Below are 16,100 nucleotides of genomic sequence, written 5' to 3'. Positions count from 1 at the left end.
TGAACATTATGCCGGTGCGGCTGACAAAATATGTCAGTACAGAATTCGGCATAAAAATTTGTCTTAGGTTATAACGGCCAGAATTGGGATAAACATTAGGGATTTTTACAGCGGCGGGATAAAAGCGCGGTAGAGATCGGATCCGCCGGGGCAATTTCCCCGGCGTGGAGATGAATTAGCGTTCGAGCTCGGAATCGGCAAGCGGTGTCGTCAGGGGAATTTCTGTCGGGATGTTCAGCCAGTCGGACTTGCCGTAAAAGACGGCGTTGATCTGCGTTTGATAGAGCAGGTGGGTACGAAAACGCTGGAACAGTTTTGCATCGGGAGCAAAATCCGCCTGCCAGAACTGGTTCAGCGGCCCCTGCCAGGTTAACCCTTCGATGTCGTACAGCGCTTTGCCCATCACCTTGAGCGGCTTGTTATGGATCAGCGCCGACAGGCCGGCGGTGCTGTTCACGGTGATCACGCCCCGGGTGTGGGTCAGCAGGGCGGGCAGGGAGAGATCGTGGACATAGAGCACCCGGCCGCTGACGTCATACTTTTCGGTCAGCTTGTTAATCAGGATGCCGTAAAAACGGTGACCACGATCCATCGGGTGATGCTTGAACACCAGATAGCGCTCTTTCGACGCATGGCGGGCAAAGGAGCGGATCACGGTTTCAATATAGTCACGCACGTCTTTATACGGGCTGTGATGAATAATCTGGCTGTCGTTGTAGACCTGCAAAATTGCCAGGTAGTACTGGTTATCCAGTTTTTCAGTGATATGGCTCAGCATGTGGCGCTGCTGCCAGCGATACCACAGCTTACGGCGACCGGCGCGGAACCAGCAGCGCATCTCATACCACGGGGAGAACGACTTGTGGTGGCGGTAGCCCCGGTAGCGATGGCGGCCAAACCAGCCCGCCGCATAGTAGAGCATGGCATGGGCGGCACGGTTAAAGGAACTCGGTTTCCACGGCGTTGGGGTTTTCAGCTCCGGCAGCGGCTGCTCGCGATAATACTTCGCATCAATGGGCATCGAGGAGAAGGCATTCACGCCCCCTTTTTCCAGGGTGATGTAGAAGGGACGGAAATAGCCCTCTTCAAACGCCAGAAAATCGATGGATTTGCTGCGCGCCCACTTCTTCGCTTCGATATGCATCGGGCGACAGTCACCAAAACAGACGATGGTGTCGAAGGGGTAGGTTTTATGTAACTCGCGCAGCCAGAAGGCAAAATTTTTTACTGAGCCGGTGTAGTGCAGCGCGGTCTCTTTCGCGGCGTACCATGAGTCCCCGGCATTAAAGCAGACCTGCTTCACTTCACGGTTGCTGCTCTGCAACCAGCTTGCCAGACGTGAAAAGCAGGGGCCCATTGGTCCTTGTAATAAAAGATATCGGCGGCCATTCAGCAGATGGCGGATAGCTTGCTCTTCCATTGTTTTTCCCAGATCGGTTCCGTTGATGAGACATGTTTGTTAGCGACTTGATGACCGCTTTTCTTTAATAAATCGGGATAACTAGTTTTCTAGCGAAGCGTCTGAGCCAGATAGCTCAGTTTGAGTTGCCAGCGCTGCCAGCGGCTGGCTTTCTGCGAGGATGAGTTTCCCTGCACCGCCAGCTGGCGGATGAGCTGCTCCGGGCTCATCCACAGGCCGCTCTGCCAGTCGATGTAGCGCGGATAGGCGACCAGCGTCAGATAGACCAGCGCGGCCAGCGGCAGGGTGCGCTGACGGCGTTCAGCAGGATGGATATCTTCGGTCAGCCCCCAGCCGCTGTAGAACGGCTGGCCCCAGGTGGTGACCTTCACCCCCTGGACCAGCGCTTCAAACCCGCTGAGGGAGGTCATGGTGTGCAGCTCATCGACATGGGGATAGAGACTGGTCAGGCCGAGATCCAGCACCTGGCTGTCAACGCAGCGTGCCAGGCATTCGGCCGAGATAGCCCCGGCCCGGTTGCCCGCCACCACGTCGGGGTGCGGTTTAAACAGGATATGCGCGTCCGGCCGGGCGGCGCGCACCGCCCACAGCAGCTGCTCGTTGCTACGGATCACCGGGCTGCCGGTCAGGATTGAGGCATCGCCATCCACCTGGCCCACTACCAGCACCAGCGCACGCCCGTCGCCTGGCGGCATGAAGGGCTGCACGGTACCGACGTTATATTTGCTGACCCCATGCTGGCGGAGCAGATCCACCAGCGCGGCACCGCGTTCCAGCTCCTGCTCACTGAGCGGCTGCTGATTAAGCAACTGCTCCAGCCCGCTCGGACGGCGGCTGTCAAAATAGATCCCCACCGGGTCGATGGAGAGCGAGGAAGGTCGGCACAGATTCGAACCCAGCCCGCGGGAGCGGATAAAGCCATCTTCTACACGGATCGGGTTCGCCAGTTCAGGGTAGCGGCTACCCCAGACCAGCACCTGCTCGTCGTCTGCCAGCTGGGCAGGCGGGGTGCGCACAAAGTGCAGCTCCGTGGCCAGCGGCTGGCAGAAGGCGCGCATAAAGGCGCGTTTCCACAGCGAGAAGCCCACCATATAGAGACGGCGATAGCGCGGGGCGGGGGTCAACTGTCCCGCAATAATCTGCAGCACCTGCTCCACTTCGCAGCGCTGGTCCAGAACCGGGTCCAGATAGCGGGGATAGAGGATCAGCGCCGCTGCCACCAGCTGCGGCAGGCTCACCTGCGCCTGGCGACGCGGGCAGGTTTTGCTGTCGTGGGTCAGCCCCCAGCCAGCGTAAAACGGCATGCCGAAGCAGTAGACCGCTTTGCCCAGCAGCAGGGCTTCAAACCCCATCTGCGAGGAGACGGTATAGACCGCCTCCACTTCATTCAGCAGGGCGTGGGGATGGCAGTGATCGGTGACCAGCTCCACGTCGTCCAGCTGCATCTGCGCCAGCACGCCGCGCTTCTTGCCCAGCCGGGTGTCCGGGTGGGTGCGCAACAGCAGGCGGGCGCCAGGGTGGTTACGCCGCGCCGCCGCGACCATCGCCTCAAAATCCTCAGTGGCTGCGAGCGCGCCGGGAATGGAGAGATCTCCCGCCACCTGGTCAATCAGCAGCACCTTAGGGCGAGGATCGTTGTGCAGGCGGGCTGCCAGCGCATCGGGTAACCCGCTGTCTGCGGCGTAACAGTTGTACTTGGTGATGCCCAGGCGCAGCAGCTCGCGGGTCAGCGCTTCCGCCCGCGCCACCATTTTTGCATCGCAGGGCGTAGCGATCAGCTGCTCAAGGCGGCTGGGCTGGCGAGCGTCGTAGTAAATTCCCACAGGATCGGCGATCAGGGAGACGGCCTTGCCCCCTCTGGCGGGGTGGCCAATATACCCGATAAAGCCATCTTCCAGCTGCCAGTACGGCAGCCCGCGTTCATGGGCTTTCTGTTTTATTTGGCGGGTATTGGCTTTTTGGCCCCAGCCGACCAGTACATCGTCCTGCGCCAGTTCCATGCCGCTTTTAAAGGCGTGTAACGGGCGGCCAAGCATCGGCTCAAGCTGTGCCTTTCGGGCCAGGATCCCGGCTGAACCTGTGTAGAATTTCATGTGCGCTCTGTGCATCAGAAAACGCCCCGCGTCACTGCGGGGCGTGTGACTCAGAAGTACTCTGCGTCAGGGAAGGATTTGGCAACGCTGTCTTTGGCGGAGGTGAGGATCTCGCTGTCGATTTCCGGCCATGTAATCGCAATGGTCTCATCGTTCCAGCGGATGCCACGGTCGCTCTCCGGCGCATAGTAGTTGGTGGTTTTGTACAGGAACTCTGCGGTGTCGCTCAGGGTCATAAAGCCGTGGGCGAAACCTTCCGGGATCCACAGCTGGCGCTTGTTCTCGCCAGACAGGTGCACGCCCACCCACTGACCAAAGGTCGGGGAGCTTTTACGGATATCCACCGCCACGTCGAACACTTCACCGGCCACGCAACGCACCAGTTTGCCCTGCGCATGCGGTGCCAGCTGGTAGTGCAGGCCACGTAATACGCCCTTAGAGGACTTGGAGTGGTTGTCTTGGACGAAGTTTACGCTGCGGCCAATAGCCGCTTCGAACTGCTGGTGGTTAAAGCTTTCGAAGAAGAAACCACGGTCATCGCCAAACACTTTCGGCTCAAAGATGAAGACGTCGGGAATGGCGGTCTGAATTACGTTCATGATTACGGCCTGATTCATAAATGGGGCTTAACGCCCCAGGAGTTAATGATGACTACTTGAGCATTTTCAGCAGATATTGCCCGTAAGCATTCTTCGCCAGCGGCGCGGCTAATTTGCGCACCTGCTCAGCATCGATAAACTTCAGACGGTAGGCAATCTCTTCAGGACAGGCCACTTTCAGCCCCTGACGGGTTTCGATGGTCTGGATGAAGTTGCTGGCCTCGATCAGGCTCTCGTGGGTGCCGGTATCAAGCCAGGCATAACCACGACCCATCATGGCGACCGACAAATTCCCCTGCTCAAGGTAGATGCGGTTCACGTCAGTGATTTCCAGCTCGCCGCGCGGCGACGGTTTCAGGCTTTTGGCAATCTCAACCACGCGGTTGTCGTAGAAGTAGAGGCCGGTAACCGCATAGTTGCTCTTCGGTTCCAGCGGCTTCTCTTCCAGGGAGATGGCAGTGCCTGCATGGTCAAACTCCACCACGCCATAACGCTCCGGATCCTGTACATGATAGGCAAAGACGGTGGCACCCGCCGTTTTCGCTGCGGCGGCTTCCAGCTGTTTTTGCAGATCGTGACCGTAGAAGATGTTGTCGCCCAGCACCAGCGCGCAGTCGTCGTCGCCGATAAACTCTTCGCCGAGGATAAAGGCCTGGGCCAGACCGTCCGGGCTTGGCTGCACTTTGTACTGCAGGTTCAGGCCCCACTGGCTACCGTCGCCCAGCAGCTGCTCAAAGCGCGGCGTATCCTGTGGGGTGCTGATGATCAGGATATCGCGGATACCTGCCAGCATCAGGGTGCTCAGCGGGTAGTAGATCATCGGTTTGTCGTAGATTGGCAGCAGCTGTTTGCTCACCGCCATGGTGACCGGATAGAGACGAGTCCCTGACCCACCGGCCAGAATAATACCTTTACGCTTGCTCATAATCCTTCAATTCTTCTGTTTTGCTGTAGAGGGGCGCAACGCCCTCACTACCATCTGTTTGATTGCTGTAAAGGGAAGCTAAAAAAGCCGCTCCCTGACAAAGGTCCGTGTCGCTAAAACAAGGCACGCATAGCATACCTTGATGCGTTTACTTTCCAAGAATTTCAGCCAGCATGCGATCAACGCCGATCGTCCAGTCCGGCAGCGTCATCCCGAAGGTGCGCTGGAACTTGCTGGTATCGAGGCGTGAGTTATGTGGACGCTTAGCCGGGGTCGGGAAGGCGCTGGTCGGAACCGCGTTCACCTGAGTGACAGCCAGCTCAACGCCCGCCGCGCGAGCGGTCGCGAATACCCGCTGGGCATAGTCGAACCAGGTGGTGGTGCCTGAGGCGATCAGGTGATAAAGCCCGGCAACGTTGGGTTTATCCTGCGCGATACGGATCGCATGGGCCGTGCAGTCGGCCAGCAGCTCTGCGCCGGTCGGTGCACCAAACTGATCGTTGATGACCGACATCTCGCTGCGCTCTTTACCAAAACGCAGCATGGTTTTGGCGAAGTTGGCGCCACGGGCAGCATAGACCCAGCTGGTGCGGAAGATCAGATGACGGGAGCAGAGCGCGGCAGCCTGTTCGCCCGCCAGCTTGGTTTCGCCGTAGACGTTCAGCGGCGCGGTCTGGTCTGTCTCTACCCAGGGTTTTTCACCGCTGCCGTTGAAGACGTAGTCGGTGGAGTAGTGCACCAGCCAGGCGCCCAGCGCCTCGGCTTCTTTGGCGATGGCGGCAACGCTGGTGGCGTTGAGCAGCTCGGCGAAGTCGCGCTCGCTCTCGGCTTTATCCACCGCGGTATGCGCGGCGGCGTTGACGATCACGTCCGGCTTCAGCAGACGCACGGTCTCGGCCACGCCTTCCGGGTTGCTGAAGTCACCGCAGTAATCGGTAGAGTCAAAATCCACCGCCGTGATACGACCCAGCGGCAGCAGCGCGCGCTGCAGTTCCCAGCCTACCTGGCCATTTTTGCCGAACAGCAGAATATGCATCAGTTACGCTCCTGATAGTTCTTCGCGATCCAGTCCTGATAGCTGCCGCTTTTCACGTTGTTGACCCACTGCTGGTTATCCAGATACCACTGCACGGTTTTACGGATGCCGGACTCAAAGGTCTCCTGCGGCTGCCAGTTCAGCTCGTGGCTCATTTTGCTGGCATCGATGGCGTAGCGGCGGTCGTGGCCCGGGCGGTCAGTCACGTAGGTGATCTGGTCGCGGTAAGAACCGGTTTTCGGCACCATCTCGTCGAGCAGGTCGCAGATGGTGTGTACCACGTCCAGGTTCTGCTTCTCGTTGTGGCCGCCGATGTTGTAGGTCTCGCCCACCACGCCGGTGGTCACTACGGTGTAGAGCGCACGGGCATGATCTTCAACGTAGAGCCAGTCGCGGATCTGATCGCCTTTGCCGTAGATGGGCAGCGCTTTGCCATCCAGCGCATTGAGGATCACCAGCGGGATCAGCTTCTCAGGGAAGTGATACGGGCCGTAGTTGTTGGAGCAGTTGGTGACGATGGTCGGCAGGCCATAGGTACGACGCCACGCGCGCACCAGATGGTCGCTGGAGGCTTTCGACGCGGAGTACGGGCTGCTTGGCGCGTACGGCGTGGTCTCGGTAAAGAGCGGCAGCTCACTACCCGAACTCACTTCATCCGGGTGCGGCAGGTCGCCATACACTTCGTCGGTGGAGATGTGGTGGAAACGGAACGCCTGCTTGCGGGATTCATCCAGCTCGCTCCAGTAAGCGCGAGCCGCTTCCAGCAGCGTGTAAGTGCCAACGATATTGGTTTCGATAAAATCAGCCGGGCCGGTAATGGAGCGATCCACATGGCTCTCGGCGGCCAGATGCATCACCGCATCCGGTTTATGGGTGGCAAAGACCCGATCCAGCTCTGCACGATTGCAGATATCCACCTGTTCGAAGGCGTAACGGTCGCTCGCTGCGACCTCGGCCAGCGATTCCAGATTGCCCGCGTAGGTAAGCTTATCAAGGTTGATCACCGCATCCTGCGTATCCCGGATGATATGGCGAACAACAGCAGAACCGATAAAACCGGCTCCACCGGTTACAAGGATTTTCATAAGCGATTTTTACTTTTCTATTGAATGAAATGGTCACCAGAACACAATCTCTGCTATCCGTTCAGACCGTGTTTTAGCGGCAGGCAGTCTGAAATACAACGCCTGTTACAGGGTGGAAATCATTATTTCCCTTGCCGTCCCGTTTTTAACTGATTAACGAGTACGAGTATTCCTTCGCATTTTTCGCCAGCGTCTGACGTTTTTGCCCGGAATTCACCAGCAGCGCCAGGGTATCGATCCACTTCTGTGGATCGTTATTCAGCAGCACGCCATTGATATTTTGCTCTATAAAGTCACTGTAGGGCGCGCAGTTGCTGTAAACCCCCACTGCGCCCATGCGAACGAAATCATAAAATTTTACCGGCCCGCGCGCCATATTAAATTCTGACGCCAGTAACGGCGCCAGACCGATATCGATTCGGTGATGCTGGGTGTAATCCAGATAGTTCTGCCAGCTCATGGGATGCAGTACCGTCACGCGCGGCAGATCGCGATAGAGCTTATAGATTTCGTGTTCGCCAAAGATTTCGAAGCTGGCCTGCGGGCACTGGGCCAGCACCCCGCCCATCACCTCACGCAGCCAGTACTTTTCGGCCTGGTGCGAGCTGGAGCCGTGGTAAGCAATTTTTACCGGTTGCTTAACGGCCAGCAGCAGCGGCGTGGGCTGCGCGGGCACCACATCGGGGTTGAGGTGGGCATATTTACTGGCCAGGTAGGGCGTCGACACCCAAATACTGTCGCAGTGCGAGGTGATCCAGCGATGCTGGGCCGCAGAACGACGAATGATCTTCGTCCGGTAGGCTTTGGGTAGCGCCCCTAACGCGGACGGGTCAAACAGATCGTCATCCATGAAGTAGACCACCTGTGAGAGATCGTCGATGTTGCGCGCAATTTCGCGCTGCCACTCGGCGGAGATAAAGCGGATAACCACAATGGCCGCCCCTTTATCCACGTCGATAGTGGGCGTGGTTAAGGTATCCACCAGCTGACAGACCGCGCCGGGAAAGCGACTCCGGATGGCCGCTTCAAAATAGGCCAGCGTCGGTGAATTCCCTTCATGCAGAATCAACAGAGAGCGGCACGCCCAGTTGTCAGCAGGCGTCTCGCTGCTTTGCTTATTCAACTTCAGATACGGTTTAAAGAGTGCCTTTCTGATCAGTTCGTCCATGGCAGCACCACATTAGGAGCATGACTTAATGAGAAATCGGGTCGGTCATAGCTCAGGTTGGGATTGTATGCGGGATCGTGTGTGAGCCGCTGCGCCCAGCGTTTTTTCATATAGCGCAGCTCACCCTGGGAGCGTGCCAGCTGTTCTGGCGTGACATCTTTGCCGCGGGAGACCGACTCGTGGTGATACAGCTCGGCAAAGGGCGTCCAGACGATACGCCAGCCAGCCTCGCCGACCCGCAGACAGTAATCCACATCGTTAAAGGCCACCGGCAGGTTAACTTCATCTAAGCCGTTAAGGGATAAAAAGAGCTGGCGATGGGTGAGCAGACAGGCCGCCGTTACGGCGGAGAGCTCCTGGGCGCTCACCGCCCTGCGCTGGTAGCCGGGTTCATCGGCGGCCAGCCCACTGTGAAAATGATCGGCGCAGCCACCCGGCCCGACGGCATCGCCCGCATGCTGGACCCGGCCATCGCCGTAGAAGAGCCTTGCCCCCACGATGCCGACGCCCGGGCGCAGCAGGTGGGAGACCATCTCATCCAGCCACTGCGGGTTAATCACCTCGGTGTCGTTATTGAGCAGGCAGATAAGCTCGCCCGTGGCCTCGCGCACGCCCGCATTGTTGATCGCAGAGTAGTTAAACGGATGGTCCCAGGCGATAACCCGCACCCCGTACTCCCGGGTAATGTAGCCAAAATAAGCCAGCGTGTCGGGATCGTCGCTCTGGTTATCCATCACCATGATTTCGATATTCGGGTAGCGGGTGTGCTGCACCAGGCTTTCAATGCACGGCCTGAGATGCGCCAGTCCGTTGCGGGTGGGGATGATCACCGACACCCGGGGAAGCTGTTCCGGCAGCGGCCAGCGCCAGCGGCAGATGCCGTGCGGAGCCGACTCCAGCGTTACCCCGACGGGTAAATCTTGCAGCTGGTTTGCCAGGGTTTCGTAGCCATCGTGCTGCACCAGCGCGTCCGGGACGTGCATCAGCAGGGCGGGGATATGCGCGATATCTTTGGGCGCGAGCTGCCGGGCCAGCTGCAACCAGCCGCGGTAGTTTTCACCCCCGTCCTGCGGGATGGCGAAGGTACCCTGTTCCCGCCAGAGGCCACTCCAGCCGACATAGTTCTGGCTGTGCAGCAGGGTTTCGTTCCAGTCCGGTTTGAAGTCCGGCGAGTGGCGTTTTCCTTTTTCATCCAGCAGATCGTGATCGCCGTAGATCCATTTTGCCTCTGGCGTCTGGCGCAGCTGGTGCGCCAGCCACACTAATGCGGCCGGAGCGAGTTCCGGCCCAACCGGAATGGCCCACTGCCATTCTCCCTCTGGCCTTACACTATCAGAGGGGTGCTCCAGCACGGTGATATGCGTGGCCGGGTAACAGAGCGCCGCGATGCTTTCGAGCGTGCGCTGGCGTGATGCCTCATCGCCGCCGTTTACCAGATGCAGGCAGACGCGGGGCAGGTTGCCCCAGCGGGCCAGCAGGCGATCGATCAGACGGCGTTCACCGGGCTGCACGATCACGGAAAAATCATGAACATTCCCGTAAATAAAGGCTTCCCAGAACCTTCAAAAGGTACTCCGGATCCATCGCGCACATCGCTCTTTTGTGTTTAATACTCGCTTTTAGTGTCGTTTCACTTTTTAGCATGTTTAAACACATCTGTCTGATCCTTGCGAAATTCTCTGCTCGTTCTTCCGCTCGTTTACGGCAAGCATCTTCACCAAATGCAGTATCCAACATCCAATGCATCGACTCGACTAACCAGTGCGAGCGTGAAGCATTTAACAATTCTTTAGCACTGAGCGCTTTCGAACTAATATAATATCGCACCGTTACTTCTGACTCTTGGGCCACTGCTGATTCTTGTCTAATCGATACCACAATTCCCATCGTTTTTAGCCCTGGCCAATCAAACTCAAGATCGCCCAAAAACACTTAAATCTTCATTCACTAAAGCCAGTCGTGTTTCCTGTCTGCCTCGCGATTTTTCTTGGGTACTGTAAGAATCACCATCATGTTTTTGCAGCATGCTCATATCAAAATAGTTATCAAAAGCTTGCTCAAGTCGGCCTTGATTTCCTTTCACGGCCAGCAAGTAATCAGCGTTTTTTTCAAGGATCTTTTGCGCGATTTTCTTTTGGCATCCCATCGCATCAATTGTGACTAAACAACCCGATATATCAAGCAGTTGAAGCAACTCAGGGATAGCGGTTATCTCATTGGACTTCTCGTAAACTTTATGTTGTCCAAGGCACACGCCATTCTCTGTCGCAAACGCATTAACCATATGGATAGCACCAAGCCCACGGGAATCATCATAAGAGCCACGCACGGTTTTACCGTCTATGGCGATCACTTCACCGTCCGTCAGTTCACAGCAGGATTTCATCCATTCGATAAAACACTTTTGTAAGCGTGTCGCGCTAATCATTCCCATCACTCTTGCAATGGTAATGGCAGAGGGAACACCATGACTAAAAATCACCAAAGCGTTTGAGAAAATCTAACCATCTAGTGCCGTAAAGATGGATAGCTTTCCAGTCATCTTGACCGGAAAGCACCGCGCAAATTGTTAACAAAATGATATCAGTTAACTTGTGCTCGACTTTACCTTGTTGGCGATAATCTGGGATGGCATCGAAATGCATAAATGGGTGCTGGTTACTCATCGTTGGACCTCCAATTTGTCTATGGAGGTATTAGAAAACACTGAAAATGATCTACAAATCGATCATCGGATAATTGATTGTTGTGTGATAGCGCTAACTCATAAAGTTCAAAATTTGAGAACCTGCTACACTACGAAGCCTGTAAATACGGGCATGTTCATGAATTTTCCCTGGGTCACAAGGTGCGGCAATTAATTGCTCAAGATGGCTCGGCGTTCTGGCGTCGTAATAGATCCCGATGGGATCTGCCACCAGCGACACGGCCTTGCCACCACGAGCGGGATGGCCGATATAGCCGATAAACCCATCTTCCAGCTGCCAGTACGGCACCCCGTATTCTTGGGCTTGCTGCTTAATCCGCTGGGTGTTCGCCTTTTGCCCCCAGCCAGCGAATATATCCGTCACCGCGGGAGTAGATGCTGAATTTAACTGTTCGATTGGATGGTTAAACAGAGCATTTAATACCGTTCGACGAGCGTAAAGACCTTGGCTGCAAACCCAAATTGTCACTGGAAAATCAAAGCCTCATCAAATAAATTAGCATTGGACAGTGTCGAACCAATTAAACTTACAATGAATAATCGTTATGTTGAGTTAGTGGCGTTCAACCAATAAAATGCCATTATCAACTGTACTGAATCGCCACGGATAATCTAGACACTTCCTAGCCGTTGATAATACTGGTTTTCATATTCTGTCGGTGACATCTGATCGCTGGAACCATGCCGACGCTTACTGTTATAAAACATTTCGATGTAATCAAAAATATCGCTGCGGGCTTCTTCCCGCGTTCCGTAGATCTTTTTCTTTATCCGTTCGCGTTTCAACAACTGGAAAAAGCTTTCTGCAACCGCATTATCATGGCAGTTACCGCGACGGCTCATGCTGCCCTCCAGGCCGTGTGATTTCAGGAACGACTGCCACTCATGGCTTGTGTACTGACTGCCCTGATCCGAATGAACCAGCACCTGTTTTTTTGGGGATTACGGCGCCATACAGCCATCAGCAGTGCGTTCAGGACAATGTCCTTTGTCATCCGGGATTGCATGGACCAGCCGATAATTTTGCGTGAGAACAGATCAACAACCACGGCAAGATACAGCCAGCCTTCGTGGGTCCTGATGTAGGTTATGTCCGTTACCCAACGCTTATCCGGAGCATCCGGATTGAACTGTCGCTGGAGCCTGTTGGGCGACACGATACTGGCCTCGCCTTTACGTGCCCGCGGGCTCCGGTATCCGACCTGAGCCTTTATCCCGACACGTTTCATCAGTCGCCAGACTCTGTTCACTCCGCACTGTTGCCCGCTGTCCCGCAGATCCAGATGGATTTTGCGATAACCATAGACGCATCCCGATTCCAGCCAGAACTGTTTAATCTGTCCTGTCAGTCTCAGGTCTGCCTGATGGCGTTGTGAATGCGGCTGCTGAAGCCAGGCGTAAAAACCACTGGGATGAACATCCAGCACCCGACAGAGCAGGCGAACAGGCCAGCAACAGGTGTTGTCACGGATAAAGGCGTACCTCAGTCGGACAGCTTTGCGAAGTACGCCGCGGCTTTTTTTAATATGTCCCGTTCGTCGGTAACCCGCTTCAGCTCTTTCTGGAGACGGCGGATCTCGGCCTGAGCATCTGACTGTTCTTTATTAGCGGAAGAATCCGGACCGTACTTCTTTATCCAGGCATAAAGGCTGTGGGTGGTGATATCGAGACGTGTTGCAACGCTGGCAACAGAATAACCGCGATCAACAACCTGTTTGACTGCTTCAATTTTAAACTCTTCGGGATAACGCTTACCGCTCATGGGCACCTCTCTTTAAGCCATCTTAAATGACTCTGAGGTGTCTGTTAAACCCGTGGCGATTCAGTACAATACCCCGCGCGGACGGCGCAAACACCTAAACAAACATTTACACTATAAAATCACGCTGCACAAGATTTACAAATAAATCGCTGGCTTTTTCGACATTAAGACACATCCTCGCACAATAGTTTAACATTCAGTGAGGAACTCAACCGCTGAGCTTTTTGAATTGCCTGCGATACTAATGATGCGCGTTTTTCTGGATTGTCAATTAGCAGCAACAGTGAGGAGACCCAGATATCAATATTATTTTCAAGAAGTAATCCATCGACGTTTTGAGAAATTACGTCTGAATACGGTGCCACATTAGTATATATACCAAATGCGCCCATGCGAGCAAAATCAAAAAACTTAATCGCACCCCGCGCCGCGTTGAATTCACTTGGCAAAAGAGGAGCCAAACCAATATCAACCTCATGCGTCATTGTATAAGCCAGATAATTATTCCAACTCATAGGATGCATTACTTTTACTCTTGGTAGGTCTCGATATGTTTTATACACATCAAACTCACCAAACAACTCAAAAGTAACATTTTCCCGAGCGGCTAAAACCCCCTCCATGATGGAGCGTAACCACTGTTTCTCTTCTCGATGAGCGCTAGTACCATGATAGGCAAGACGTACAGGTTTCTGTCGCTGCAAATAACTAACACAAGGACTGGGGGAAATAAGAACTGCATCCAAATGTCGATATTTTTTGGCAAGATATGGCGTTGAAACCCAAAGCTGATCACAGTGCAGACTAATCCAAGCGTGTTGCTCAGCACCCCGTTTAAGAATTTTTTTCCGATAAGACTTTGGCAATGCAGATAAAGCTTGATGATCCAATAAATCATCATCCATGAAATAGACGATGAGATGAATGTTAATCATCTGCCTGTCGAGCCATACTTGCCAAGAACGAGGCATATAACGGATTACAATCAACACATCCCCAGGAGCAATCGGCTCTGGAGGCAAATGGATATCCTGATAATGCACATCACAATGTGGATAACGGGTCCTAATCGACAACGAAAAATAAGCCAACGTTGCTGACTCCCCTTCGTGCAAAATATAAAGTCTCTCGGCAGGCGCGGTTGCACCTTGAGGCATCTTTAACCGTGACCTACCAAGAGAAACATAGGGTTTAAACATCAATCGTTTAATTACTTCATCCATGGTAAAGAAACTCGTGGTGAACGACTGAGAGAAAAATCAGGTCGGTCATAGTTCAAATTAGGATTGTAGTAAGGATCAACTTCCAGCCGCTTTTTCCAGCGAGTGCGCATATAATCCAACTCTCTTTTGGCTCTCACTTGCTGCTCAAGAGAAACATCTTTACCACGACTAACAGACTCATGATGGTAAAGCTCAGCAAAGGGTGTCCAGACGATCCGCCAACCAGCCTCTCGTATCCGTAAGCAATAGTCCACATCATTGAAAGCTACAGGCAAATTAATTTCATCCAATCCACCAACAGCTTGATAAAGATTGCGATAGGTCAACAAGCATGCTGCTGTAACTGCAGAAAGTTCTTGAGTGCTCACAGCCCTACGCTGGTAGCCGGATGCACCGGAGGGCAACCCACAATGCAAATGATCGGCGCAACCACCTGGTCCAACAGCATCTCCACCATGCTGTACTCGGCCATCTCCATAGTAGAGTTTAGCGCCTACAGCCCCAATCCCAGGACGGAGCAGGTGGGATACCATTTCTTCTAACCAGCCGGGAGTAATCACTTCGGTATCGTTATTCAATAAGCAAATCAACTCACCCTTAGCCGCATTCACCGCAACATTATTGATGGCTGAATAGTTAAACGGCTGATCAAATGGAAGAATGCGCACTTTGTAGATCTGTGAAATATGGGAGAAATAAGCCTGCGTTTCGACATCATCACTCTGATTATCCACCACAATGATTTCCAAATTGGGATAGCAAGTTCGATGCACCAAGCTTTCAATGCAGGGCCGAAGATGAGCTAAACCATTTCGGGTCGGAATAATCACAGATACGAGAGGCAACTGAGCAGGTAATGGCCAGCGCCATCGGCAAATGCCATGGGCCGCTGGCTCTAGCGTTACTCCAGCTGGTACACAACTCTCCTGACCCTGGATACTTGCGTAATCATTCTGATGGATGCATATAGCTGGAAGGTGCATCAGCAATGCCGGGATATGAGCAATACTGGGCGCATCATATAGTTGCGCCAGTTGTAACCATCGCTGGTGGCATGCTGACCAATCAAAAGGCACTATGCCAGAACCTTGCTGCTGCCATAACGCGCACCAACCAATATAATTCTGGCTGTGCAGCAGAGTTTCATTCCAAGCAGATTTAAGATTTGGCGAATGGCGTTTTCCGTCTTCGGCCAACACATCATCATCCCCGTAGATCCATTTCACATTCGGGGTTAAGCGCAACTGATGAGCCACCCAAAATAAAGCAGCAGGAGCAAGTACGGCACCAACAGGAATTGCCCATTGCCATTCGCCAACGGGCCGATTGGATTTATTCCCGGCCTCAAAATGCTCATTCAGCGTGATGTGATCTTCTGGATACAAAAGCGCTTGAATACTAGCTAAGGTCTGCCCACGCGCATGTTCATCCCCTGCGCCGACCAGATGCAGACATATATGGGGCAAATCTTCCCAACGAGTGAGCAGACGGGTAATCATTTGGTGATCACCGGGATGCAGAATATCGAAACTCGCTAGCCAGTGCTCATAGTCATGCAGGGGTCGATCATCACGCAGTCGACCTACCAATTGATAGGCTTGCGATAAATCAGTGAGCCACAAGTGCCATGACAAACCTAAGCGCTGACGTTTTTGGGCGCTCAGGGATCGATAAAACGGCCATACACGTCGTAATCGACGCCAGATGCTTTGGACACGAGAAACCATACACAACCGAGTGAGTTCAAACTGACAATCGGCGCCATTACTGCTGGCCTGCAGCGCTATTTGACGCGCCCCCGTTGGTAGATAAACCAGTTCGTGAAGCGTGCCACGTCGCGAAACAGGAAGTAGCTGTTGATGCCACAACCCGTGATTACAAAGCCAGCGCAGGCGAGTTTCCCCTCGCCCTTGGCGTGAGCGAATAATGCCCTGAATGAATAACCAACCGGCCTGTAAAGAAGAAGAGTCGGGCAGCAGAAGAGGCTGCCAATGGCTATCGCTATGCATAACAAGATTCACCATCGAACAAGAAGGCTCCCCGTTTTTCCATGAAATTGACGGACCAGACAGGAGAGTAAAG

General features: G+C 54.1%; 11 protein-coding genes and 2 pseudogenes. All 13 read right to left on the bottom strand.

Annotation, left to right across the window (positions count from 1 at the left end):
- Positions 1-175: 175 nt before the first annotated feature.
- The gene (locus LRS40_RS04090; RefSeq protein WP_231313152.1) at positions 176-1,420 is read right to left on the bottom strand and encodes a capsule biosynthesis protein; all 1,245 of its coding nucleotides are present in this window, start codon (positions 1,418-1,420) and stop codon (positions 176-178) included.
- An 89-nt stretch (positions 1,421-1,509) separates the two neighbouring features.
- Entirely contained in the window at positions 1,510-3,513 is a 2,004-nt protein-coding gene (locus LRS40_RS04085; protein ID WP_231313151.1) for a capsular polysaccharide biosynthesis protein, read from the bottom strand.
- A gap of 50 nt (positions 3,514-3,563) precedes the next feature.
- The gene (gene rfbC, locus LRS40_RS04080) at positions 3,564-4,112 is read right to left on the bottom strand and encodes a dTDP-4-dehydrorhamnose 3,5-epimerase (RefSeq protein ID WP_142488107.1); all 549 of its coding nucleotides are present in this window, start codon (positions 4,110-4,112) and stop codon (positions 3,564-3,566) included.
- Between the two features lie 52 nt (positions 4,113-4,164).
- A complete protein-coding gene (rfbA, locus tag LRS40_RS04075; RefSeq protein ID WP_231313150.1) occupies positions 4,165-5,037 on the bottom strand; it encodes a glucose-1-phosphate thymidylyltransferase RfbA in 873 nt (290 codons plus the stop codon).
- Between the two features lie 148 nt (positions 5,038-5,185).
- Positions 5,186-6,073 (bottom strand): dTDP-4-dehydrorhamnose reductase, encoded by an 888-nt coding sequence (gene rfbD, locus LRS40_RS04070; RefSeq protein WP_231313149.1) that lies wholly within the window; start codon positions 6,071-6,073, stop codon positions 5,186-5,188.
- Positions 6,073-7,158, bottom strand: coding sequence for a dTDP-glucose 4,6-dehydratase (gene rfbB / locus LRS40_RS04065; protein ID WP_231313148.1), 1,086 nt, complete (start codon positions 7,156-7,158; stop codon positions 6,073-6,075). Before rfbB ends, rfbD begins: the two co-directional genes overlap by 1 nt.
- Before the next feature lie 145 nt (positions 7,159-7,303).
- Positions 7,304-8,326 (bottom strand): glycosyltransferase family 1 protein, encoded by a 1,023-nt coding sequence (locus LRS40_RS04060; protein WP_152044266.1) that lies wholly within the window; start codon positions 8,324-8,326, stop codon positions 7,304-7,306.
- Positions 8,314-9,843: a glycosyltransferase gene (locus tag LRS40_RS04055; protein ID WP_231313147.1), complete on the bottom strand. Its 1,530-nt coding sequence runs from the start codon at positions 9,841-9,843 to the stop codon at positions 8,314-8,316. The genes LRS40_RS04060 and LRS40_RS04055 overlap by 13 nt, the downstream gene beginning before the upstream one ends.
- 7 nt (positions 9,844-9,850) lie before the next feature.
- Positions 9,851-10,992 (bottom strand): annotated as a pseudogene (locus tag LRS40_RS04050) (ISAs1 family transposase).
- 93 nt (positions 10,993-11,085) lie between these two features.
- Positions 11,086-11,502, bottom strand: a complete 417-nt coding sequence (locus LRS40_RS04045) for a hypothetical protein (protein ID WP_231313146.1) — start codon at positions 11,500-11,502, stop codon at positions 11,086-11,088.
- A 143-nt stretch (positions 11,503-11,645) separates the two neighbouring features.
- Positions 11,646-12,795 (bottom strand): annotated as a pseudogene (locus LRS40_RS04040) (IS3 family transposase).
- Positions 12,796-12,959: 164 nt separating this feature from the next.
- Positions 12,960-14,018 carry a glycosyltransferase family 1 protein gene (locus LRS40_RS04035; protein ID WP_231313145.1) on the bottom strand — a complete coding sequence of 353 codons (1,059 nt, stop codon included), beginning with the start codon at positions 14,016-14,018 and terminating at the stop codon, positions 12,960-12,962.
- On the bottom strand, positions 14,006-16,027 hold the full coding sequence (locus tag LRS40_RS04030) for a glycosyltransferase (protein ID WP_370649955.1): 2,022 nt from the start codon (positions 16,025-16,027) through the stop codon (positions 14,006-14,008). The genes LRS40_RS04035 and LRS40_RS04030 overlap by 13 nt, the downstream gene beginning before the upstream one ends.
- Positions 16,028-16,100 lie beyond the last annotated feature (73 nt).

The sequence above is a fragment of the Leclercia sp. G3L genome, assembly GCF_021117075.1.
GTDB classification, from domain to species: domain Bacteria; phylum Pseudomonadota; class Gammaproteobacteria; order Enterobacterales; family Enterobacteriaceae; genus Enterobacter; species Enterobacter adecarboxylatus_C.
Note: the sequence above shows the minus strand (reverse complement) of the source record. Positions and strands in the feature narration are given on the sequence as shown.